This is a genomic window from Candidatus Methylomirabilota bacterium, assembly GCA_036005065.1.
Lineage (GTDB): Bacteria > Methylomirabilota > Methylomirabilia > Rokubacteriales > DASRDR01 > DASYQW01.
In genome coordinates this window covers 1-19,706 of sequence record DASYQW010000372.1, presented here as the reverse complement: position 1 = coordinate 19,706, position 19,706 = coordinate 1, and the positions used below count along the sequence as shown (strand labels likewise).

Sequence of the window (19,706 nt, the reverse complement as noted above, 5' to 3'; positions counted from 1 at the left end):
TCACCGGCTTTCGCACCGTCCAGCTCCGGGAACACACGACGGCGGCGTTGGCCGGCCTCGCGCGCCTGTCGGCTTTTGTGGCGCACGAGCTCAAGAACCCGCTGGGCGCCCTCAAGCTCTACGCGCTGCTCCTCGAGCGGCAGTGCCGCGAGGCCAGACCCGAGCTCCGGGAGCTGGCCGACAAGGTCGCCCGGGCGATCGATCAGCTCTCGACGGTGATCAACGAAGCGACGGGCTTCGGCCTTCCCGGCGCCTTCGAGCCCGCCGCGGTGGCGCTGGTCCCGCTCATGGACGACGCGCTCGGCAGCGTGGAGGCCCGGGCAGGAGACACCGGCGTCCAGGTGGTGCGGCGCTACGAGGGGGCGGGAGTGACCGCGCGAGCAGACGCCCGTGGGCTCCGGCAGGCGACCGTGGCGTTCCTCACTCACGCCCTGGACGCGATGCCCGAGGGTGGCACGCTGACGGTCGGGGTGGGCCAGAGAGGGCCTTCGGAAGCCGAGCTGAGCGTCCAGGATTCAGGGTCGGGCCTCGCTCCCGAGATACGGGACCGACTCTTCGAGCCGTTCTTCACGACGCGAGGGGCGGGGACGGGGCTGGAGATGCTCATCGCGTCCCAGATCATCGAGCAGCACGGCGGCCGGATCGAGGTACACAGCCAGCCGGGCGGTGGAACGACGATTCGCGTCATCCTGCCCGCAGCCGCACAGGCGGAAGACAATGCCCGAAGGACGCATTCTGGTCGTTGACGACGAAGAATCGGTAGCCGACTCGTTCCGGGTGGCCCTGCAGGAAGAAGGCTACACGGTTCGGACGGCGGGCTCGGCCAATCGCGCGCTGGCCGAGGTCGAGCGGGCGGACTGGGACCTCGCCTTCGTCGACCTCGTGCTGCCCGACATGGACGGACTCGATCTCGTCCGGAAGCTCAAGGCCCGGCGGCCGGGCCTGGTGGCGGTAGTCATCACCGCCCACGGGTCGGGACCCAAGGGGTTTGCCGCCCGGGAGGCGGGCGCCTACGACTTCCTCGAGAAGCCGCACGACATGAACCCCGAGAAGATCCTCACGGTCGTCGCCAACGCCCTCGAGCACAAGAACCTGCTCGAGAAGGTGGCGGGCGGCCGCACCGGGTATGGTGGCCTCGTCGGACGCTCGGGCCCGATGAAGAAGGTCTTCGACCTGCTGGACACGGTCTCCTCCGTCGACGCCAACGTGCTGATCGTCGGGGAATCCGGGACCGGGAAAGAGCTGGTCGCCAACGCCATCCACTACGCGAGCCCGCGGGCCGACGGACAGTTCATCAAGATCAACTGCGCCGCCCTCCCGAAGGACCTCATCGAATCCGAGCTGTTCGGGTACGCCAAGGGCGCCTTCACGGGCGCGACCGGCGACAAGCCCGGCCTGTTCGAGGAGGCACACCGGGGCTCGCTCCTGCTCGACGAGATCGCCGAGATGCCGGCGGACCTGCAGGCCAAGCTTCTCCGCGTGCTGGAAGAGCGGAAGTTCCGGCGCCTGGGGACCTCGCGGGACATCGAGGTCGACTTCCGGCTCCTGTCCTCCACCAACCGCGACCCCGAGGCGGCTGTGCGGGAGCTGAAGCTGCGCGAGGATCTCTACTACCGGATCAACACCGTGACCATTCGGATCCCGCCGCTGCGGGAGCGCCCCGAGGATCTCTCCTTGCTGGCCCAGCACTTCCTCGCCCGCTTTGCCGAGAAGCACGGCAAGCAGGTGACCGGAATCAGTGCCGACGCGTACCAGACCCTCCTGGGGTACTCATGGCCGGGGAACGTGCGGGAGCTCGAGCACGCGCTCGAGCGGGCCGTCCTCGTCACCCGGAGCGGCGAGATCACCGTCGGGGACCTCCCGGAGACCCTGACGCGCGGCCGCCAGCCGGGGACCGCGCCGGCGGAGACGCCGGCGGCGCCGACGACGCTGAACCTGGAGGAGCGTGAGCGACAGGCGATCCTCCAGGCGCTCGAGACGACGAACTGGAACAAGCAGGCGGCGGCCGCCCTGCTCGGGCTTCATCGGCCGACGCTCTACTCCAAGATGCGGAAGCACGGCATCCCCCAGAAGCGCCCGGCCTAGGTCATTTCCGGGGGGTGTCGGAAGACCCCCCCCGATGCGGCCCGGGGCGGGGGTGCCCTTGCGGGGGCCCGGACCCTGTGCCAGAATAAGCGTCGCCAGGACTGGACAGGCGGCCCCCAGCGCGGGGCCGCGCGCGTTTCGCCAACCTCTTCGAACGACGGGAGCGCCCCATGACGACCACGGTTCCCAATACCGGCCTGGAAGACGTCGTCGTCTCCACCTCCGAGATCTGCTTCATCGACGGTAATCAGGGGCGGCTCCTCTATCGGGGTTATGACATCCACGACCTCGTCGCCCACTCGAGCTTCGAGGAGACGGCCTACCTCCTGTGGCACGGCACCTTGCCGACCCGTCGCGAGCTGGACCGCCTGACGCGCGACCTCACCAGCCAGCGCCGCCTCCCCCCGAAGGTGACGGCGCTCCTCAAGGGCTTTCCGCGGAAGGCCGACGCCATGGACGTCGTGCGGACCGCGGTGTCGGCCCTCGGGATGTACGATCCGGAGGCCGCCGACAACTCGCGGGAGGCGAATGTCCGCAAGGCGATCCGAATCCAGGCCCAGGTCCCCACGCTGGTGGCGGCGTGGGCGCGGCTCCGCAAGGGCAAGGCGCCGGTGGCGCCCAACCCGCGGCTCAACCTCGCGGCCAACTTCCTCTACATGCTCTTCGGCAAGAAACCGAGCCCGCTGGCCGCCAAGGCGATGGACGTCGCCCTCATCCTGCACGCCGACCACGAGCTGAACGCGTCGACCTTCGCGGCGCGGGTCACGGTCGCCACCCTGTCCGACATCTACTCCGGCGTGGTGTCGGGGATCGGGGCCCTCAAGGGGCCGCTCCACGGTGGCGCCAACGTCGGGGTGATCCGGATGCTCCTCGACATCGGCGAGGTGGACCGAGCGGAGGCGTGGATCAAGACGGCCCTGGCCCAGAAGAAGCGGATCATGGGGTTCGGCCACCGTGTCTACCACACCGAGGATCCGCGCGCCACGCATCTCCGGCGGCTCTCCGAGGCGCTCGGCCGGGAGGTCGGCGAGCTGAAGTGGTACGAGATGTCCCGTATCGTCGAGCGGGTGGTCAAGGAGCAGAAGGGCCTCAACCCCAACGTCGACTTCTACTCGGCCTCGACGTACTACTCGATGGGAATCGATCCCGACCTCTATACGCCGATCTTCGTCGTCTCCCGCGTCTGCGGCTGGACCGCCCACGTCCTCGAGCAACAGGGGAACAACCGCCTCATCCGGCCACGCGCCGAGTACACCGGGTCGCGGCAAGCCAACTGGGTCCCGATCGACCAGCGCTAGTCGATCGGAGGGGGCTAGGGCCGGAACGCGGGGCCTGGCCGGCCTCCGGGACCCGGACGCCTTCCCTTTGAAACCGAGCCTCGCTCACGACCCGAGGACCTGACGCCGTGGCCCGCTTCACGAAGGGACACGGGCTCGGCAACGACTACCTCGTCCTGGAGGAGGCCGAGATCGACTTCCCGTTCACGCCGGCCGCCATTCGGTGGATCTGCCACCGAAACTGGGGCGTCGGCTCGGACGGGATCCTCCTGCGGACGACCCCGACGGCCGCCGACGCGGGGCTCCGGATCTTCAATCCCGACGGGAGCGAGGCGGAGAAGTCGGGAAACGGCCTCCGGATCTTCGCCAAGTACCTGTGGGAACGGGGTGGCGTGCGGAAGACGCCGATGCGCATCGAGACCCCGGGCGGGCTCGTCGAGGCCGTCTGCCACCTGACCGCGGCCCGTGTGAGCGCGGTCACGGTGGAGATGGGCCGGGCGACGTTCCGGGCACCGGAGATCCCGATGCACGGGCCCGACCGGGACGTGGTGGCCGTTCCCCTCCAGGTCGGCGACCGGTTCTTCACGGTGACCTGTGTGTCGGTCGGGAACCCGCACTGCGTCGTGTTCACGGACCGACTGGAGGAGGCCGAGGTCCGCGCCTGGGGGCCCCGGATCGAGACCCACCCCGCCTTTCCCAACCGGACGAACGTCCAGTTCGCGCGTGTCCTCGGGCGCGACCGGATCGACATCCGGATCTGGGAGCGTGGCGCGGGCTACACCCTGGCCTCGGGCTCGTCCTCGTGCGCCGTCGCCGCCGCCGCCGTCCGGAACGGTCTTACCGACGGCGCGGTGACTCTGCTCATGCCGGGCGGCCACCTGGGGGTCGAGGTGCGGGCCGACTACTCGATCCGGCTCCGCGGACCCGTCGCCGAGGTCTCCACCGGGGAGCTGGCCCCCGACCTCCTCCAGGCGCTGCGCGACCAGGAGCCCCTTCCCTTCGACTAGGTCATTTCGGGGGGGTCTCGGAAGACCCCCCCGATGCCCCCCCATCGTGGCGGCGGCGAAGCCGCCGCTCGGAGCACTCCTCGATGCCCCACGCGCTCGGTGTCCGGCGCCGGGATACTCCGACAGGCTCCGAGATGGGGCTCCGCCGCTCAGACGCCGCGCTGATCCGCGAGCGGCGTCCGGGCCGTTCCCGTCGAGGTCTCGCCCGCCGCCTGCCGGGCCAGCGCCCCGAGTCCGTCGTAGGCGGCGTACTTGTACGCCTCGCCCAGCGTCGGGTAGTTGAAGACGGCCTGGATGAAGAAGTCGAGCGTGCCGCCGAACTGGAGGCAGACCTGCCCGACGTGGACGAGCTCCGAGGCGGTCTCCCCGATGACGTGCACCCCGAACAGCCGCTGGTCGGCCGGGGAGAAGATCAGCTTGATCTCCCCGGCCAGCTCTCCGATGATCTGCCCCCGGGCGTTGTCGGCGAAGAAGGCGCGGCCGACGCAGTAGGGGATGTGCTTGGCCTGGAGCGTCTCCTCGGTCTCGCCGGCCATGCCGACCTCGGGGATCGTGTAGATGGCGATGGGGAGGAGGGACGAGACGCGCGTCTTGTACTTGAGGTCGAACGCGTGGCACATCGCAACGCGCGCCTGCTCCATCGAGACGGCGGCCAGGGCCGGGAACCCGATCACGTCGCCCGCCGCGTAGATGTGGGGGACCGACGTCTGGTAGTGCTCGTTCACCGTGAGGATCCCCCGGGCGTCCGGCATGATGCCCACCCGGGGCAGGTCGAGGCTCTCGGTGTTGCCGAGCCGTCCGGCGGCGACCAGGACCTTCTCGGCCTCGAGGGTCTCGCCATCGGAGAGGGAGAGCCGCACGCGGTCGCCCAGCGGCTCGTAGTGCTCCACCATGATGCCGAGTCGCATGCGGACGCCGAGGAGCTCCATCTGGAGCCGCAGGCGGTCGGAGATCTCGTGGTCGAGGAAGGGCAGCAGCCGGTCGCGGCCCCCCAGCAGCGTGACCTCGATCCCGAGCGCGCAGAAGATCGACGCGTACTCGCAGCCGATGACTCCGGCGCCCACCACGGCCAGGCTTCGAGGGATGCGGTCCATCCGGAGAACCGTGTCGCTGTCGAGCACCAGCCGATCGTCGAACGGCACGCTGCCGGCGCGGAAGGGCCGCGAGCCGGTGGCGATCAGGACGGCGTCGGCGCTCAGGAGGCGGTCCGGGTGGTCGTCGCTCCGCACGCGGATCAGGTGGGGATCCTCGAAGCTGCCGAAGCCCTGGACCAGCGTGATGCGGTGCCGCGTCAGGTTCTGGGCGGCCTTCACGCGCAGGGCCCCCACGACCTCCCGCTCCCGGAACATGAAGTCCCGGACGGTGAGATCGGACTTGACGGTGTAGTCGACGCCGTAAAGGCCGCGCTGCTGGAGGCCCGAGAAATAGAGGGCCGTCTCCCGAAGCGTCTTGGAAGGGATGGTTCCGGTGTTGATGCCGGCCCCGCCCAGGTACGGCTGGCTCTCGACCACCGCCACGCGCTTGCCGAAGTAGGCCGCCTGGGCGGCGCCCTTCTCGCCGGCCGGGCCGCACCCGAGGACCACGAGGTCGAAGCGCTCGGCCGGCATCAGTCGGCGATGGGCTCGGGGGGCGTCGTCGAATAGTCGCCGATCGTCATGGCTTGCTCCTCAGCGCTCAGATTGCCACGGCGTAGCCGTCGCGCCGCGGATCGGCTCCGCCCATGAGCGCGCCGGACTCGGGGTCCCGGGTCAAGCCCTGGGCGCCGCCGACGACCCACGACCAGCCGCCGTGCTCGTGGAGAACGTTCACCTGGTGACCGCGGGCGGCCAGCGCGGCCCGCATGGCCTCGGGGATCCGCGATTCGACGTCCAGGAGGCGGTCCCGGTAGACCCGGACGCGGGGCGCCTCGATGGCCTCCTGGATGTTCATGCCGAACTCGAGGTGGTTCAGGATCATCTGGGGCGTCGTCTGGAGGATGCCGAACGAGCCGGGCGTTCCGATGGAGAGGATGCACCGGCCGTTCCGGAAGCCCTGGGTCGGCGTCATCATCAGCTCGAGCTGCTCACCGGGCTGCAGGTAGTTCGGGCTCTCCGCGTCGAGGTCGCTCCAGTAGAGGAAGTTGTTCAGGAAGAGCCCGGTCCCGGGCGCCGCGAATCCGGAGCCGAAGGGACTCCCCAGGCTCTGGGTGACGGTGACGGTGAGATCGGGGTCGGCCGCGGCGAAATGGGTCGTCTGCTCCTTCAGGAAGTCGGCGGGGTGACCGGGCAGGATCTCGTCAGGCAGCCGCTCACGGGTCCACCGCTCTCCGCCACTCACGGCGGCGTGCACCCAGTCGAGGCGCTCGCGCTGGCGGCCCGCGTAGGTCGTCGAGAGGAGTCCGGCGATCGGCACGTCGGCCGGTTTCGGCGGGTGGGCGTAGGCCACCCGATCCGCCGAGGCGAGCTTCACCGCCTCCACGAAGAGGTGGAGGTACTGGCCCGAGTTGTGCCCGAGGGCCTTCAAGTCGACGCCTTCGAGGACGTGAAGCGTCTCGAGGAGCTGCCAGCCCGAGCAGGGGGGTGGCGGGATCAGGAGCTCCATGCCGCGGAAGTGCCCCGCGATCGGCGGCTGCCAGCTCGGCCGGCAGGCGGCCAGGTCCGCCTCGCTGAGCCAGCCGCCTGCGTCCTGGACGGCCTTGACGATCGCCCGACCGAGGGGACCCGCGTAGAGGACCTCGGCCCCGCCCTCCGCGATGTCACGGAGGGTGCGACCCAGGTCCGCCTGGACGAAGCGCGCGCCCGGGCGTGGCGCGCCGTTGCCGAGAATCAGCCGCCGGCCCTCGGCGGAGCCCGCCAGCTGGGCCTCGCCTTTCTGGAAGAACTCGCAGTTCTTCAGGCTCAGCGGGAAGCCGTCCTCGGCGAGCCGGATGGCCGGGGCCAAGACGCGCGCCCGCGGCATCGAGCCGAAGCGCTCGAGGGCGGCCAGCCAGCCCCCCAGGTTTCCCGGGGTCACGATCGCCTTCGGCCCCACCTTCAGCTCCTCGGCCCGGACACGCGTCGGATCGGCGGCCCGAGGCGTGAGGCCCGTGTAGTCGAGGGCCACGCGCTCCCGGCCCCGAGCGGAGGAGATCAGCATCACGCCGCAGCCGGCCAGGCTCGACATGTACGGCTCGACGACGTTCAGCGCGGCCGCCGTCGCGACTGCGGCATCCACGGCGTTGCCGCCCTGGAGCAGCATCTCCAGGCCCGCCATCGAGGCGAGGACGTGGGCGGAGGTCACCACGCCGCGGGTTCCGCCCACGGCGGGCCGGTGCGCGAGGCCATGCGGGGGCATACGCCGTCCTTTCGAGCCCCTCAGATCGCCAGGGCGTAGCCGTCCCGTCGCGGGTCGGCGCCGCCCTGGAGCGCGCCCGATTCCGGGTCGCGCACGATTCCCTGGCCACCGCCCACCACCCACGACCAGTCCTCGATGACGTTGACCTGGTGACCGCGCCCGGCCAGGCCCTCCCGCGTCTCCGGCGGGATGCGTCCCTCGACGTCGACCAGGCGGTCGCGATAGACGCGGACGCGGGGCGCCTCGATCGCCTCCTGGATGGTCATGCCGAACTCCACGACGTTGAGGAGCATCTGCGGCGTGGTCTGAAGGATGCCGAACGAACCGGGGGTGCCGATCGAGAGTCGGAAGGTGTCATCCCGGAAGACCTGGGTCGGCGACATCCGGGTCTCGAGCGTCGCCCCGCCGCGCAGGAGCGCCGGGCTGGCCGGGTCCAGATCCGTCCAGTAGAGCGAGTCGTTGAGGAGCATCCCGGTCCCCGGCACCATCACGCCCGACCCGAAGACGCTCCCCAGGGTCTGGGTCACGGTCACCACGGTGCCGTCGGCATCGGCCACCGCGAAGTGCGTGGTGTGCTCCTTCGTGAAGTCGGCCGGGTGGCCGGGCAGGATCTCGCCCGGCAGTCGCTCGGAGCTGAACCGCTCGCCGCCGCTGACCCCGGCCCGCGCGGGATCGATGAGCCGGCGGCGCTCGGCCGCGTACCGCGGCGAGAGGAGCCCCGCGATCGGGAGCACCCCCCGGGTCGTGCCGTGAGCCACGCGGTCGGCCGAGGCGAGCTTCACCGCCTCGATGAAGTGGTGGAGATACTCGACCGAGTTGTGGCCGAAGTCGCGGAGGTCGAAGCCCTCGAGGAGCTGAAGCGTCTGCAAGAGCTGTAGCGCGTTGGTCGGCGGCGGCGGCACCAGGACCTCGTGGCCCCGGAACGCGGCGACGACCGGCGTGCCCCACATGGGCGCGTAGCCCGCGAGGTCGGCCTCGGTGAGCCAGCCGCCCCGCTCCTCGACCGCCCGCGCCATCGCCCGGGCCAGCGGGCCGCGATAGAAGGCCTCGGCGCCGCCCTCGGCCAGCTGGCGAAGGGTTCCCCCGAGCTCCTTCTGCACGAGGATGGTCCCGGGGCGGGGCAGGCGCCCGCCGGGGAGGAAGGTCCGCTCGGCCTCGGCCGAGTAGGCGAGCTGTTCCCGGCCCGTCTGGAAGAACGCGCAGTTCTTCCCGGTGAGCGGGAATCCGTCCTCGGCGAGCCGGATGGCCGGGGCGAACACGGCGCCCCGCGGGAGCGTGCCGTAGCGCTCGTGCAGGGCGAGGATCGCCGCCGGGAGCCCCGGCACGGCGATCGAGCGGGGCCCGCCCTTGAGGTCGGCCGCCGTCACCGCGGCGGCGTCCGCCGCCGCCGGGGCCCGACCCGTCGAGACGAGGGCCTCGCGCATCCCGCGCCGGGAGAGGAGGATCGTCGCGACGCCGCCGGGTCCCGACATGTACGGCTCCACGACGTGGAGGGCCAGCGAGGTCGCGCACGCCGCGTCCACGGCGGTCCCGCCGTCGAGCAGGAGCTGGATGCCGGCCATGGCGGCCAGCGGATGGGCGGCCGCGACGCAACCGCGGGTCCCCATGATGGTCGGACGGTACGCGCGGCCGTGCGGGGGCGTCGGCATGGGATGGTCTCCTCTTCGCCGGTCAATGGCTCGTCGGCCGGTATGGCTCCAGATCCTGTCCGGGTCCGCCGCGGAGGAAGTCGAAATCGGCGCCCTCGTGCGCCTGGAGCACGTGGTCGAGGTAGAGCTTCCCGTAGCCTCGCGTGAAGGCCGGGCGTGGGGGCGTCCACCGGGCGCGGCGGCGCCCGAGCTCGTCGTCCGGAACGTGGAGCGTGAGCCGACGGTTCGGGACGTCCAGCTCGATCTCGTCCCCGTCCTGGACCAGCGCCAGCGGCCCGCCGACCGCGGACTCCGGAGAGACGTGGAGCACGCAGGTCCCGTAGGAGGTGCCGCTCATCCGCGCGTCCGAGATCCGCACCATGTCCTTGACGCCGCGACGGAGGAGGCCCGAAGGGATCGGGAGCTGCCCCCACTCGGGCATCCCCGGCGCGCCCTTCGGCCCGCCGAGCTTCTGGACGAGCACCGAGGCCTCGTCGACCGGGAGGGCGGGATCCTCGATCCGGGCCATCAGGTCGTGCTTCGATGCGAACACGACCGCTCGCCCGCGATGCTGCAGGAGGTGCGGGGAGGCCGCCGTCTGCTTGAGCACGGCGCCGTCGGGGCAGAGGTTGCCGTAGAGGATGACGGTGCCGCCCTCCTTCCCGAGCGGCCGGTCGAGCGGGACGATGACGTCGCGGTTTCGGACCGACGCCGTCCGGACGTTCTCGACGATCCCCCGGCCGGTGACCGTCACCGCATCGGCGTGGAGCAGCGGGGCCAGCTCGTGGAGGACGGCCGGCAGCCCGCCGGCGTAAAAGAAATCCTCCATCAGGTACGTGCCCGAAGGCCGGACGTTCGCGATGAACGGGGTCTCGCGGGACATCCTGTCGAAGAGCGAGAGCGGGAGCGGCACGCCGACGCGCCCGGCGATCGCCGCCAGATGGACGATCGCGTTGGTGCTGCCGCCGATGGCCATGTCCACCCGGATGGCGTTCTCGAAGGCCGCACGCGTCAGGATCCGGCTGGGCCGGAGGTCCTCGGCCACCAGCTCGACGATCCGCTTGCCGCTGGCCTCGGCCAGCGCCAGACGCCGCGCGTCGGCGGCGGGGATGGCCGCGTTCCCGGGAAGGGTCATGCCGAGCGCCTCGGCCATGGAGGCCATCGTCGAGGCCGTCCCCATGACCATGCAATGCCCGCTCGAGCGCGAGATGCAGTTCTCCATCTCGCACCACGCCTCCTCGCCGATGCGCCCCGCCCGGAACTCGTCCCAATAGCGCCAGACGTCGGTGCCGGACCCCAGGGCCTCGGTGCCGTACATGCCCCGCAGCATGGGGCCCCCGGTCACCATGATGGCGGGTACGTCGGCGCTGGCGGCACCCATGAGCATGGCGGGAGTCGTCTTGTCGCAGCCCGAGAGGAGGACGACGCCGTCGAAGGGGAGCGCCCGGATGCACTCCTCCACGTCCATGGCCATGAGGTTCCGGAAGAGCATGGTCGTGGGCTTCATGAGCGGCTCGCTCAGCGAGATCACGGGGAACTCCAGGGGAAAGCCGCCGGCCCGCCACACCCCGCGCTTGACGTGCTCGGCGACCGTGCGCAGGTGGCTGTTGCAGTTGGTCGCCTCGCTCCAGGAGTTGGCGATGCCGATCACCGGCCGGCCCCGGAAGGTGTCGTCGGTGAACCCTTCCGCCTTCAGCCACGCGCGGTGGACGAAGCCGTTCAGGTCGTTCCCGCCGAACCAGAGCTCGCTGCGCAACTGCCGGGACGCCATCGTCGTGGTGACCTCCTGGGCTCGGTCCGAGCCCACAGGACGTCTATCCTTTCCCGCCGTCCGCGCGGTGTCAAGAGCCCGCTGGTGCGCTGCGCGTGGAGTGGAGTATGCTGGCGGGCGCTCAGAGGGACGAAGACTGAAGACTGGAGAATCCTACCCGGCCGGAGAGTCCAAGGTCACTCGTCTGCTGCGCCGGATCACTGCCCGTCGTCGACCTGGAGACCGTCTCATGAGTGTCGAGATCGATCCCGGCGCCACGTTCGATGGGATCGCGATGGAACCGGGCCGAGGCGTATGCCGCATACGGTTGAGGCCCGCCGACGACCGAGGACGACGCGGGGCGTACGCGACCGTCCCGGGCCGTCTCACGACTTCGTGATGAAGCCGATCGGCTTGTCCTGTTGTTTCTTGCCCTCTCGTCGCTCCGTGAGGGCCTTCACGAAGTCGGCCGACACCACGGCCGGCGCCGCCTTGCTCTCCAGCACCCGGATCAGCGCGTCCCGGCCGGCGTTGTTGCAGAGGCCTTCGATCTCTGCGCCGGAGAAGCCCTCCGTTTCGCCCGCCAGCACGCCGAAATCCACGTCCTCGCCGAGCTTCATCTTCTTCGTGAACAGGCGGAGCAGCTCCCGCCGCTGCTCCGCCGAGGGCAGCGGAATCTCGATTCGCTCCGACAGTCTCCCCGGGCGTAGGATCGCCTCGTCCAGCAGATCGGGCCGGTTGGTGGCGCCGACCACGAAGACCCCGGGCGCGCTCGACAGCCCATCCATCTCCATCAGGAAGGCGTTCACTACCATGTTCCGCCACTGCCCGCCGCCTCCGTCGTCCCGCCGGGACAGCAGGGCGTCGATCTCGTCCACGAAGACGATGCTCGGGCGGTTTTCCCTGGCCTTCTCGAAGAGGTCCCTCACCCGCTGCTCCGATTCTCCCACCCATTTCGACAGGACGTCGGCCGGGGTCACCAGGTAGAAGGAGGCGTTCACTTCCGACGCCAGCACCCGGGCCACGGTGGTCTTCCCCGTTCCCGGGGGGCCGCAGAGCAGGAGCCCCGACGGCGGCTCGACCCCCAGGGCGCGCGCCTCCTCGGGATGCTCGATGATGTTCTCGATGAACCGGAGCTTCTCCTTCGTTCGCTCGTCCAGGATCAGGTCGTCCCACGTTTTCCGCTTGCCCTCGAACCGCTCCTTGCCGACTTCCGCCTGCAGCGCCCGCTGCAGGTGCCCGCTGGAGATCGGGGCATCGGCCTCCAGGGCGGCCAGGGCGGCGTTGTTGATGACATCGGCGATTCTGGCGGTGGCGAAGCCCTCGGTTCCGTTGGCGAGGGCGAAGTAATCGATGTCTTCCGCGATCGGACGGTTCCGGAGCTTGGCCTTGAAGACCTCCAGCCTGGCCTCGAAGTCCGGCTTGTAGATCTTGATCTTGTAGTCGAACCGGCCTTCCCGGATCACCGCCTTGTCCAGCGCGTCCAGGTTGTTCGTGGCGGCGCCGACGATGATCCCCGGGATCCGCCGGTACTTGTCCAGCTCCTGCAAGAAGGCATCCACCGTCCGCTGGTCCTCGATGTGCATCGCCACCTCGCCGCGGCGCGAGGCGATGGCTTCGAACTCGTCGAAGAAGATGAGGCAGGGCGCATGCACGATCGCGTCCTGGAACACCTTACCGATGTTCTGGGCGCTCTCTCCGATCCACTTGGAGACGATGGCGGAGACACTGACCCGCAGGAAGCTCAGCTTGAACTCGCCGGCGATCGCCTCGGCCAGGAACGTCTTGCCGCAGCCCGGCGGGCCGTAGAGCAGAATCCCGTTCTTCTCGATCTTGTACTTCCTGGCCTTCTCCTTTTCCACCAGGACGACGTTCATCACGCGCCGGATCTCCGCTTTGAGCTCCTTCATCCCACCCACGTCGGCGAAGGTGAAGCGGGGGGTGAGCATGGAGAGCTCGGCGTCCGCCTTGACGTTCTGGGCGATGGTCTTCTGCAGGTTGACGAAGCTCTGGTCCTGGGCGTTGAGGGACAGGGCCTTCTGGATGAACACGGAGGCCTCTTCGTATCGCTTCTGCTGGGTCAGGAAAAAGGCGATGTTGTAGTAGTAGACGCCGTCCCGGTTGCCGGGATCCAGATCGATCGCCTTCTTGATGTTCTTGATGCCTTCCTCGTAGTCTTTGAGATGGTCGCCGAAGATGAGTCCTCGTCGGTTGTAGTACTTGCCGTTCCGGGGTTCCAGCCGGATCGCCTCGTCGACTGCAGCCAGGGCCTCCCGGTATCTCTTGAGCCCGATGAGCGCGCTCGCCTTGTTGTCGTGGATCACCCCGGGCGTGTCCGGGTATGCCTGGTGGGTGGGGTCGAGCTCGAGGGCGCGGTCGCAGCACGTGACCGCCTCCTCGTGATTCCCGAGCGAGAGCCGGGCAATTCCCAGGAGGTTGTGCAGCCGGGGGCTCCGGGGGTCCTTGCGGAGGCCCTGCTCGGCCCACATGGCGGCCGAGGCATAGTCGTTTTTTCGATAGAAGGCCCGGGCCAGCGTGTACTGCGCGCCGGCGGGGTCTTGCGGGACGACCGGCCGGTCCGGCGCCAGCTCCAAGGCCCCCTTCAGGTTCTCGATGGCTTTGTCGTAGTCGCCCTTCTCGAACCAGGTGAGTCCCAGGAAGTACTGGCAGCGCGTCCGGTCCCCGCTCTTCTCGTCCAGGGCGTCAGTCAGGAACTTCAGGGCGTCGTCGTACTGACCCTTCCGGTAGCAGGCCTCGCCCTTTTCGAGGGAAGACTTCCCGAACATCGCGGCCCCCTTGACGGTTAGCGACCCTGCGTCTCCCGGACCGCGCTGGTGCCATGAAGCCCGCCCCGCCGGCAGTTCGACGCGTGTCCGGGAGCATACCGCCACGCGCAGCCTTGGTCAAACGCTTCACACGGGCTGCGGCTCGCATCGCCCCGAGCGCTCGGTCCGTCGGCCGGGCTCCTTTGGTTGACATTCAGGATACGCCAGCTGGCATGACGTGCCCTGGGTGGTCTATGCTGGCGGGACACTGGGAAAGGGCCACTACCCACGGCCACTCCAGGTGCGTTGTTCCTCCGACGTCCGCGCGCAGAGCGCGAGTGAGATCACGCCTCGGGGAGGACGGATGAGCCCTTCGGATGTGGACAGGACGATCGACCGACTCAAGCAGGGAGGGCAGCTGGTGACGCAAGAGAATGGACCCGACTCCGTCATCAGCGAGGTGTTCGAGCAGCTCCCGGACGGGCGGTTCCGGCGGAGCTGCACCTGGATCTCGTACGACGTGATGGCCGGGTCGGGTGGGCTGGAGGAGTTCTACACGGAGGAGCAGCTCCGCCAGTACCTGGCGATGGACCAGAATTGGGTCGAGGCGACCTGGAGGTGAGGCGGCGGCCATGCTGAGCTTCAGCGGGAGTCTCGCCTGCCGCCGCTTCCGACATGAGGTTCGCCGGCTCTGGCCCTGGATCGTGCTGTCGGCGGCGGCGTGCCTCGGGCCCGGGGCGACGGACGGACAGGGCGAGGCCCTGACGCCGGATGCGAAGGTCGCGCAGGCGGCGAGAGGGCGCAGGGCGGTGGAGGTCCCGGCGTGGGCCGTCGGGCCGTGGCGCTACTACACGGTCGATGGCCGTCCCGGCGGGTACGCGACCCCCGACAGTCTGGCGATGATGGACGGCAGCGGCGACTGGGCCACCCTGCTCGTGGCGGCGGACCCCCGCGCCGTCGCGATGAGCCTCGCGGGGTCCGCGGGTGATGGGATGATCCAGCTCGTCGAGCCGGGCGCGGCCCTGCCCCGACTCACCGACGCCGAGCGGGCTGTGATCACGGCCCCGGCCGCGGAGCGGACCGCCGACGGCGGCGTGAGGTTCACGGCGTTCTACGCGGCGCCGCCTTCCATGATGGTGCAGCGTCTGGAGGTGAGGGCGCCGCCCGGAGGGAAGGCGACCTTCACCCGCACGCCGATCGCGAGGCTGGCGGCGGCCGCGAGCGGGGCCGACGACCTCCTGCGGCGGCTCGCGACCCCGGACCCTTCCCGCGTGCAGGTGGTCGAGGACCTCGCCGCCAGCCGCGACCCGCGCGCCGCCGGTGTCATCGCCCCGCTGTTGCAGGACGGCTGGGCCGACCTCCGTAAGGCCGCGGCGCAGGCGCTCGCGAAGCTGCGGGATCCCGCGACGGCCCCGGCGCTGGCCGCCGCGTTGCGCGCCGAGAAGGACGCGGGCGTGGCGGTCGAGCTGTGCGCCGCGCTCGGCGCCACCGGCGGGGCGGAGGCGAGGGCGGCGCTGCAGGAAGCCGCCGAGCGCCACGCTGACGAACGGGTCCGCAACCGCGCACGCTACGAAGCGTCGAGGATCCCGTGAGCACGCGAGGGGCTGGGCCTCGTCTGCCCGCGTGCGCTCGGTAACACTTTATGAACGTGACCGGGAGCGTCAAGACCCAGGGCCGGATCCGCCCGTTCGTGCTCGACGTGACGAGTGGAGAGCTGCGCCTGGACGTGTGCGAGCCGGTGCCGCCGCCGAAGCCGGGCGAGCCCCGGGCATCGATCGCGCGGAACGAGCTCGAGCGGCGGATCCGGGAAGGGGTGGGGGCTCCCGTCGAGGACATCGTCGTCGGACAGTACTTCTGCGACCGGTGCGGGAAGTGGGCCGCCGCCAACACGCAGGAGTGGAGCCTGTCGATCTGCATGAGCTGCTCGCTGGACCGCGCGACCGAGCTGTCCGAGGAGCTCGACAAGCTGGATGACGAACGCCGCTCTTAGCTTCTTGCCGTGGGCCGCGCGTCAGGCCTGGGCCGGCGCCCGAGCGGGCCGACCGTGACCGCTCTGGCCACGCGACTCCTGGCCCTCGTCCTCGCCGCCACCGCGCTCGTCGCGTTCGTGGCCCGTCTCGGCGATCTCGTGCGCACGGGACGCGTCGAATGGTGGGCCATCGGTCTGGCCGTCTTCGCCCTCACTCTGCTGGCTGTCGGCCGGCGATGGAAGCGCGCTGACGGCGTGGCGCTCCTCGGCGGCGCGACCGCGAGCGCGGTGCTGGCGGGCATCGTGCTGGTGGGCTTCGTCCCCGCGGTACGGCGCGAGGTGCGGTCTCTCGACCACGTCACCGGGGGCCGCCTGGGCGCCGCCTCGTCGTCGGACTGGACCAGCGTGGACCTCGGCCCTCGCCTGCTCCCACGTCTCGATGTCGCCGGCCTGCTCGACGACCCCTGGGCCGACGAGACCGTCGCGTGGGTGGCCCTGCGGGTGCAGGGGCGCGCGCCGGCCGCGATCGTCGGCGACCCCCGCTACGGCCGGCGCCTGTTGCTCGGCGTCCTTCGCGACGAGGCCAGTCCTCCGCGGTGGTGGAACGAGGCCTGGAGGTCGCGCCTCGCCGCCACGCCGGCCGGGACGCGGCGCATGGGCCTGATCCCCGAGGAGGTGGCCCGCGCCGGCCTCCGCGCCGCCGGGGACGATGCCCGCTCCCTCGCCGGCGACGAGCACCGCACGCTCGTTCTCCTGGCGGGCGTGCATCCCGGGTTGCTCACCGCCGACGAGGCCGAGGCGGTGCTGCGCGCCTGGCGCGAGCGGCTGGCTCTCCTCGGCGGGCCGCTCGAGGCTGTCCTCGCCGCCCGCAGCGCCCTCGCCACCCTGCTGGGTCCGGCGGGGACCGGGGGTCCCGTGGGCGTGCGCGTCGAGGCGGCCTCCGCTGTCAATGCCTCCCTGGCGCCCGCCGTGGAGTCAGCCGTGCGATACCTCGTGGGGACCCTGGGCCATCGCGTCGGCGGTGGGAACGAACTGCGGATCGCTTTCACGGTCGAGGAACGCGAGTACTGGCGCGTCCGGCGAGACCACGCCGTGCTCGTCCCCCAGGGACTGCGCGCCCGCGTCAGGACGGAGACCGAGACGCGCTGGGTGGGGCGCTACTGGCTGCCACTCCGGCGGAACGTGCCCGTCACGGAGTACGAGCCGGTCGCCCGGCGCGAGCTCCGGAGCTTTGACGGACTCCTCCGCGCGCCCGTTCTCGTGCTGCACGTCGCGGCGCGCGGCGAGGAACGAACGCTCGAGGCCCCGCCGTTCGGCTTCCTCTATTGTGACGGCCCCGACCGAGCCGCCTGCGGACCCGTGCCCGCCGGGCGGCATCAGGCGCTCGACACCAGAGACCCGGTCGACCGCGCGCAGTACCGTTTGCCCGACGCGACCCAGGTCCTCCTGGCGTCGTGGCTCATGGGCCTTCCGCCCACCGCCATGGGCATCGGACCGGGCGGCTCCACGTCCGGCTCGGAGCCGAGATAGAGACCCGACTGCTCACCGAACCGCGCGACCGAGTTGTCGGACGAGCTCGACAGTGAGATGCCGCGCGTCGGTCCGAGCGTGCCATCGGGCGGATGTCAGGCGTCGGGTGACGGCGCGGCGGCCTCGAGCAGCTCGAGATAGAAGCGGTCCAGGAACGCGTTGAACGGGTGCGGGTAGTCGAGCACCAGCCAGCCCGGCTCGGTCTCCCAGGTGTCGAGGCGCCCGGAGGCCAGGAGGTCGATGACGATCCGCTCGGTGACGCGCTCGGCCTGGGCAATCGCGGCGCCGAGCCGCTGGTGGAGGCGCGCCCGCTGGTCGGCCGAGCGCCAGAGGTGGAGGAGCTGGGCGCTCCCGGCGGACGTCGCGACCGGCGGGATGTTGTAGCGCGGGTGCCCGCCTCGCCACAGTTCCTCGAGGAAGCGCACATCCTCGACGGCCACCTCGGGCCCGGCAAAGCCCAGCAGGTGAGCGTTGAACGGCACGGCGTCGCCGGCCCCCGAGTAGACCTTGATCGCCCGCGGCCGGAGCCGGCGGATCACTGCGTGGAGCAGCGCCGTCAGCTGCTCGAGGTTGTCCTCGACACGGGCGTTGCACACCGCCGCCTCGGGCTCGTCGCCGAGCGTGGCGCAGTACGGCCGCACGTCCTGGATCCACAGCGTGCCGTCTCCTTCCAGGCGCAGGTCGCGCCCCGACCCCGCGATCCAGGCGCGGTCCCAGGCCACGAGTCCCAACCGGCCCCAGCCCTCGATCGGCGCGCCGTCCCGGAAGCGCCAGCACCGCACGCCCACGCCAGTCGTCAGCCGACGCGTCCCCGGCGCCGCCAGCTCGCCGGCGCGGCGGCGCAGCTCGCCGGCGGACATCTCTTCGCGGTGTCGGGCAACCTCCTTCAGGCGCGCGTCCTCGACCCGCAGGCCCTGCCATCGCCCGCTCGCCGGCGTCCAGGCCTCGGCGACGCCGACGAGCGCCTCGAACCAGTCCGCCAGGGGCCGTCCCTCGGAGTCCCACAGCCGGATGTCGAACTCGGTCGGCACCCGCACCTCCCGGTTAGCCCGTGCGGCCCAGCCGCGGGGCGGTTGGCCGGTACCATGCCGGAGTCTCCGTCATGTCCCACGCCGGCTCCATCTGCTCTCAGGCCCCGCCGCCGCGCCGCCGTCGAATCGCGCCGGCGGCCTGGCGCGCCGCCTCGGTGTCGCGCGCGTCGAGCCGGGCGAGGGCGCGCTCATCGCCCACGACCGCGAGGACGTCGAACACCTCGGCTCGGCACCCCGGCTCGTCAGCCGCCGTCAGGAGCGGCTCGATGGCCGCCTCCCCCATCTTCTCGAGCGCGTACCTCGCCGCCGAGCGCGCCTCGTCGGCCTCGTCGCGAAGTGCCGCGACCAGAGGCGGGGCGGCCCGGGGGTCCCCGAGGTCCCTCAGCGCCCAGACCGCCTGGGTCCGGACCACCGGCTCGGGGTCGGCGAGCGCGGCGATGAGCGGCTCGATGGCCCGCGCATCGCGGATCCGTCCGAGGATGAGGGCCGCATTGGCGCGGAGGCCGGCCTTCGGGTCGCGGAGGGCCGCGAGAAGCGGCTCGACGGCGCGCTCGCCCAGCGCCACGAGTACGTTCACTGCCTGCACGGGCCTGCCGACGACGATGGCATCGTGGTACGGATCGCGCATTCGCAACGCCTCGACGAGGCGGGCGATGTCCTCGGGCTCGATCCCAACTCGCTCGCGGACGTCTCCCGCCGCCGACGCGGCGGCGTCCGAGACCGTGACGGTCCAGTTCGCCCACTGGTCCTCCTCCACGATCGCGTAGTCCTCGAATGCGAGGCGCTCGAGGGCCGAGAGGACGCGCCGATCCCCGACGACCCCGAGGGCGGTCGCCGCCGCGGCGCGCACGGGCGGCGCCGGGTCGCCGAGCGCGGCGAGGAGGGGCTCCGCAGCGGCCGGGGTGCGGGTCCAGCCGAGCGCCCGGGCGGCCGCGCGGCGCGTATCGGCATCGGGGTGCCGGAGAGCCGCGGCGAGCGGCTCGACGGCGTGCGCCCCGCCGATCTGGCCGAGCGACTCGGCCGCGAACACGCGAACCCCCGAGTCCGGGTCATCGAGGGCCCGGGCGAGCGCGCCGATCACCTTCGGGTCACGGACCCGGGCGCCCTTGGCGGCCTCCCAGCGGACCAGAGAGAACGGGTCGGCCAGCGCCCGGACCATCGCGTCGGCGGCCCGCGGATCGGAGACGACGCGGGCCAGGGCCCGCACGGCCTTGAGACGCAGGCGCTGGTCCGGCGCCTCGAGCAGGCCGACGAGCGACGGGATCCACGCCTGAAGCGCTTCGATCGGCATCGCCTCGGCACGATCCAGGTCGCGCTCGTCGATCGTCACTCGACCACCCTGGCCGGGACCG

15 protein-coding genes are annotated in these 19,706 nt (G+C 71.1%); 8 read left to right on the top strand and 7 right to left on the bottom strand.

The features are described 5' to 3' along the window. From VGW35_25425 to dapF, 4 genes are all read left to right on the top strand, one after another. The coding region (locus VGW35_25425; GenBank protein ID HEV8311017.1) for an ATP-binding protein at window positions 1–746 on the top strand (746 nt) is incomplete at its 5' end. After that, a complete protein-coding gene (locus VGW35_25420) occupies window positions 718–2,085 on the top strand; it encodes a sigma-54 dependent transcriptional regulator (protein HEV8311016.1) in 1,368 nt (455 codons plus the stop codon). The genes VGW35_25425 and VGW35_25420, both read left to right, overlap by 29 nt. A gap of 170 nt (window positions 2,086–2,255) precedes the next feature. After that, complete coding sequence (locus tag VGW35_25415) at window positions 2,256–3,383, top strand: citrate synthase (protein ID HEV8311015.1); 1,128 nt, start codon at window positions 2,256–2,258, stop codon at window positions 3,381–3,383. A gap of 107 nt (window positions 3,384–3,490) precedes the next feature. Then, window positions 3,491–4,369, top strand: a complete 879-nt coding sequence (dapF, locus tag VGW35_25410; protein ID HEV8311014.1) for a diaminopimelate epimerase — start codon at window positions 3,491–3,493, stop codon at window positions 4,367–4,369. A gap of 149 nt (window positions 4,370–4,518) precedes the next feature. On the opposite strand, the gene sthA is transcribed toward dapF, so the two are convergent. The 5 genes from sthA to VGW35_25385 form a co-directional block, all read right to left on the bottom strand. Beyond that, the gene (gene sthA, locus VGW35_25405) at window positions 4,519–5,976 is read right to left on the bottom strand and encodes a Si-specific NAD(P)(+) transhydrogenase (GenBank protein HEV8311013.1); all 1,458 of its coding nucleotides are present in this window, start codon (window positions 5,974–5,976) and stop codon (window positions 4,519–4,521) included. A gap of 67 nt (window positions 5,977–6,043) precedes the next feature. Beyond that, on the bottom strand, window positions 6,044–7,681 hold the full coding sequence (locus VGW35_25400) for a gamma-glutamyltransferase family protein (GenBank protein ID HEV8311012.1): 1,638 nt from the start codon (window positions 7,679–7,681) through the stop codon (window positions 6,044–6,046). A gap of 20 nt (window positions 7,682–7,701) precedes the next feature. After that, window positions 7,702–9,330: a gamma-glutamyltransferase family protein gene (locus VGW35_25395; GenBank protein ID HEV8311011.1), complete on the bottom strand. Its 1,629-nt coding sequence runs from the start codon at window positions 9,328–9,330 to the stop codon at window positions 7,702–7,704. 22 nt (window positions 9,331–9,352) lie between these two features. Then, window positions 9,353–11,080 carry an IlvD/Edd family dehydratase gene (locus VGW35_25390; protein HEV8311010.1) on the bottom strand — a complete coding sequence of 576 codons (1,728 nt, stop codon included), beginning with the start codon at window positions 11,078–11,080 and terminating at the stop codon, window positions 9,353–9,355. Between the two features lie 365 nt (window positions 11,081–11,445). Beyond that, window positions 11,446–13,845 carry an AAA family ATPase gene (locus tag VGW35_25385; GenBank protein ID HEV8311009.1) on the bottom strand — a complete coding sequence of 800 codons (2,400 nt, stop codon included), beginning with the start codon at window positions 13,843–13,845 and terminating at the stop codon, window positions 11,446–11,448. A gap of 343 nt (window positions 13,846–14,188) precedes the next feature. Here VGW35_25385 and VGW35_25380 point away from each other — a divergent pair, with 343 nt between their 5' ends. Genes VGW35_25380 through VGW35_25365 form a run of 4 tightly spaced genes read left to right on the top strand, consistent with a single transcriptional unit; the run spans window position 14,189 to window position 17,323 of the window. Beyond that, window positions 14,189–14,446: a hypothetical protein gene (locus VGW35_25380; GenBank protein HEV8311008.1), complete on the top strand. Its 258-nt coding sequence runs from the start codon at window positions 14,189–14,191 to the stop codon at window positions 14,444–14,446. Window positions 14,447–14,456: 10 nt separating this feature from the next. Further along, a complete protein-coding gene (locus tag VGW35_25375) occupies window positions 14,457–15,416 on the top strand; it encodes a HEAT repeat domain-containing protein (protein ID HEV8311007.1) in 960 nt (319 codons plus the stop codon). A gap of 56 nt (window positions 15,417–15,472) precedes the next feature. Continuing rightward, complete coding sequence (locus tag VGW35_25370) at window positions 15,473–15,814, top strand: hypothetical protein (protein ID HEV8311006.1); 342 nt, start codon at window positions 15,473–15,475, stop codon at window positions 15,812–15,814. Between the two features lie 54 nt (window positions 15,815–15,868). Further along, window positions 15,869–17,323 carry a hypothetical protein gene (locus VGW35_25365; protein ID HEV8311005.1) on the top strand — a complete coding sequence of 485 codons (1,455 nt, stop codon included), beginning with the start codon at window positions 15,869–15,871 and terminating at the stop codon, window positions 17,321–17,323. 95 nt (window positions 17,324–17,418) lie between these two features. Here VGW35_25365 and VGW35_25360 read toward each other — a convergent pair whose 3' ends face one another. Both VGW35_25360 and VGW35_25355 read right to left on the bottom strand, forming a co-directional pair. Beyond that, window positions 17,419–18,354, bottom strand: a complete 936-nt coding sequence (locus VGW35_25360; GenBank protein HEV8311004.1) for a hypothetical protein — start codon at window positions 18,352–18,354, stop codon at window positions 17,419–17,421. Window positions 18,355–18,451: 97 nt separating this feature from the next. After that, the coding region (locus tag VGW35_25355) for a HEAT repeat domain-containing protein (GenBank protein HEV8311003.1) at window positions 18,452–19,706 on the bottom strand (1,255 nt) is incomplete at its 5' end.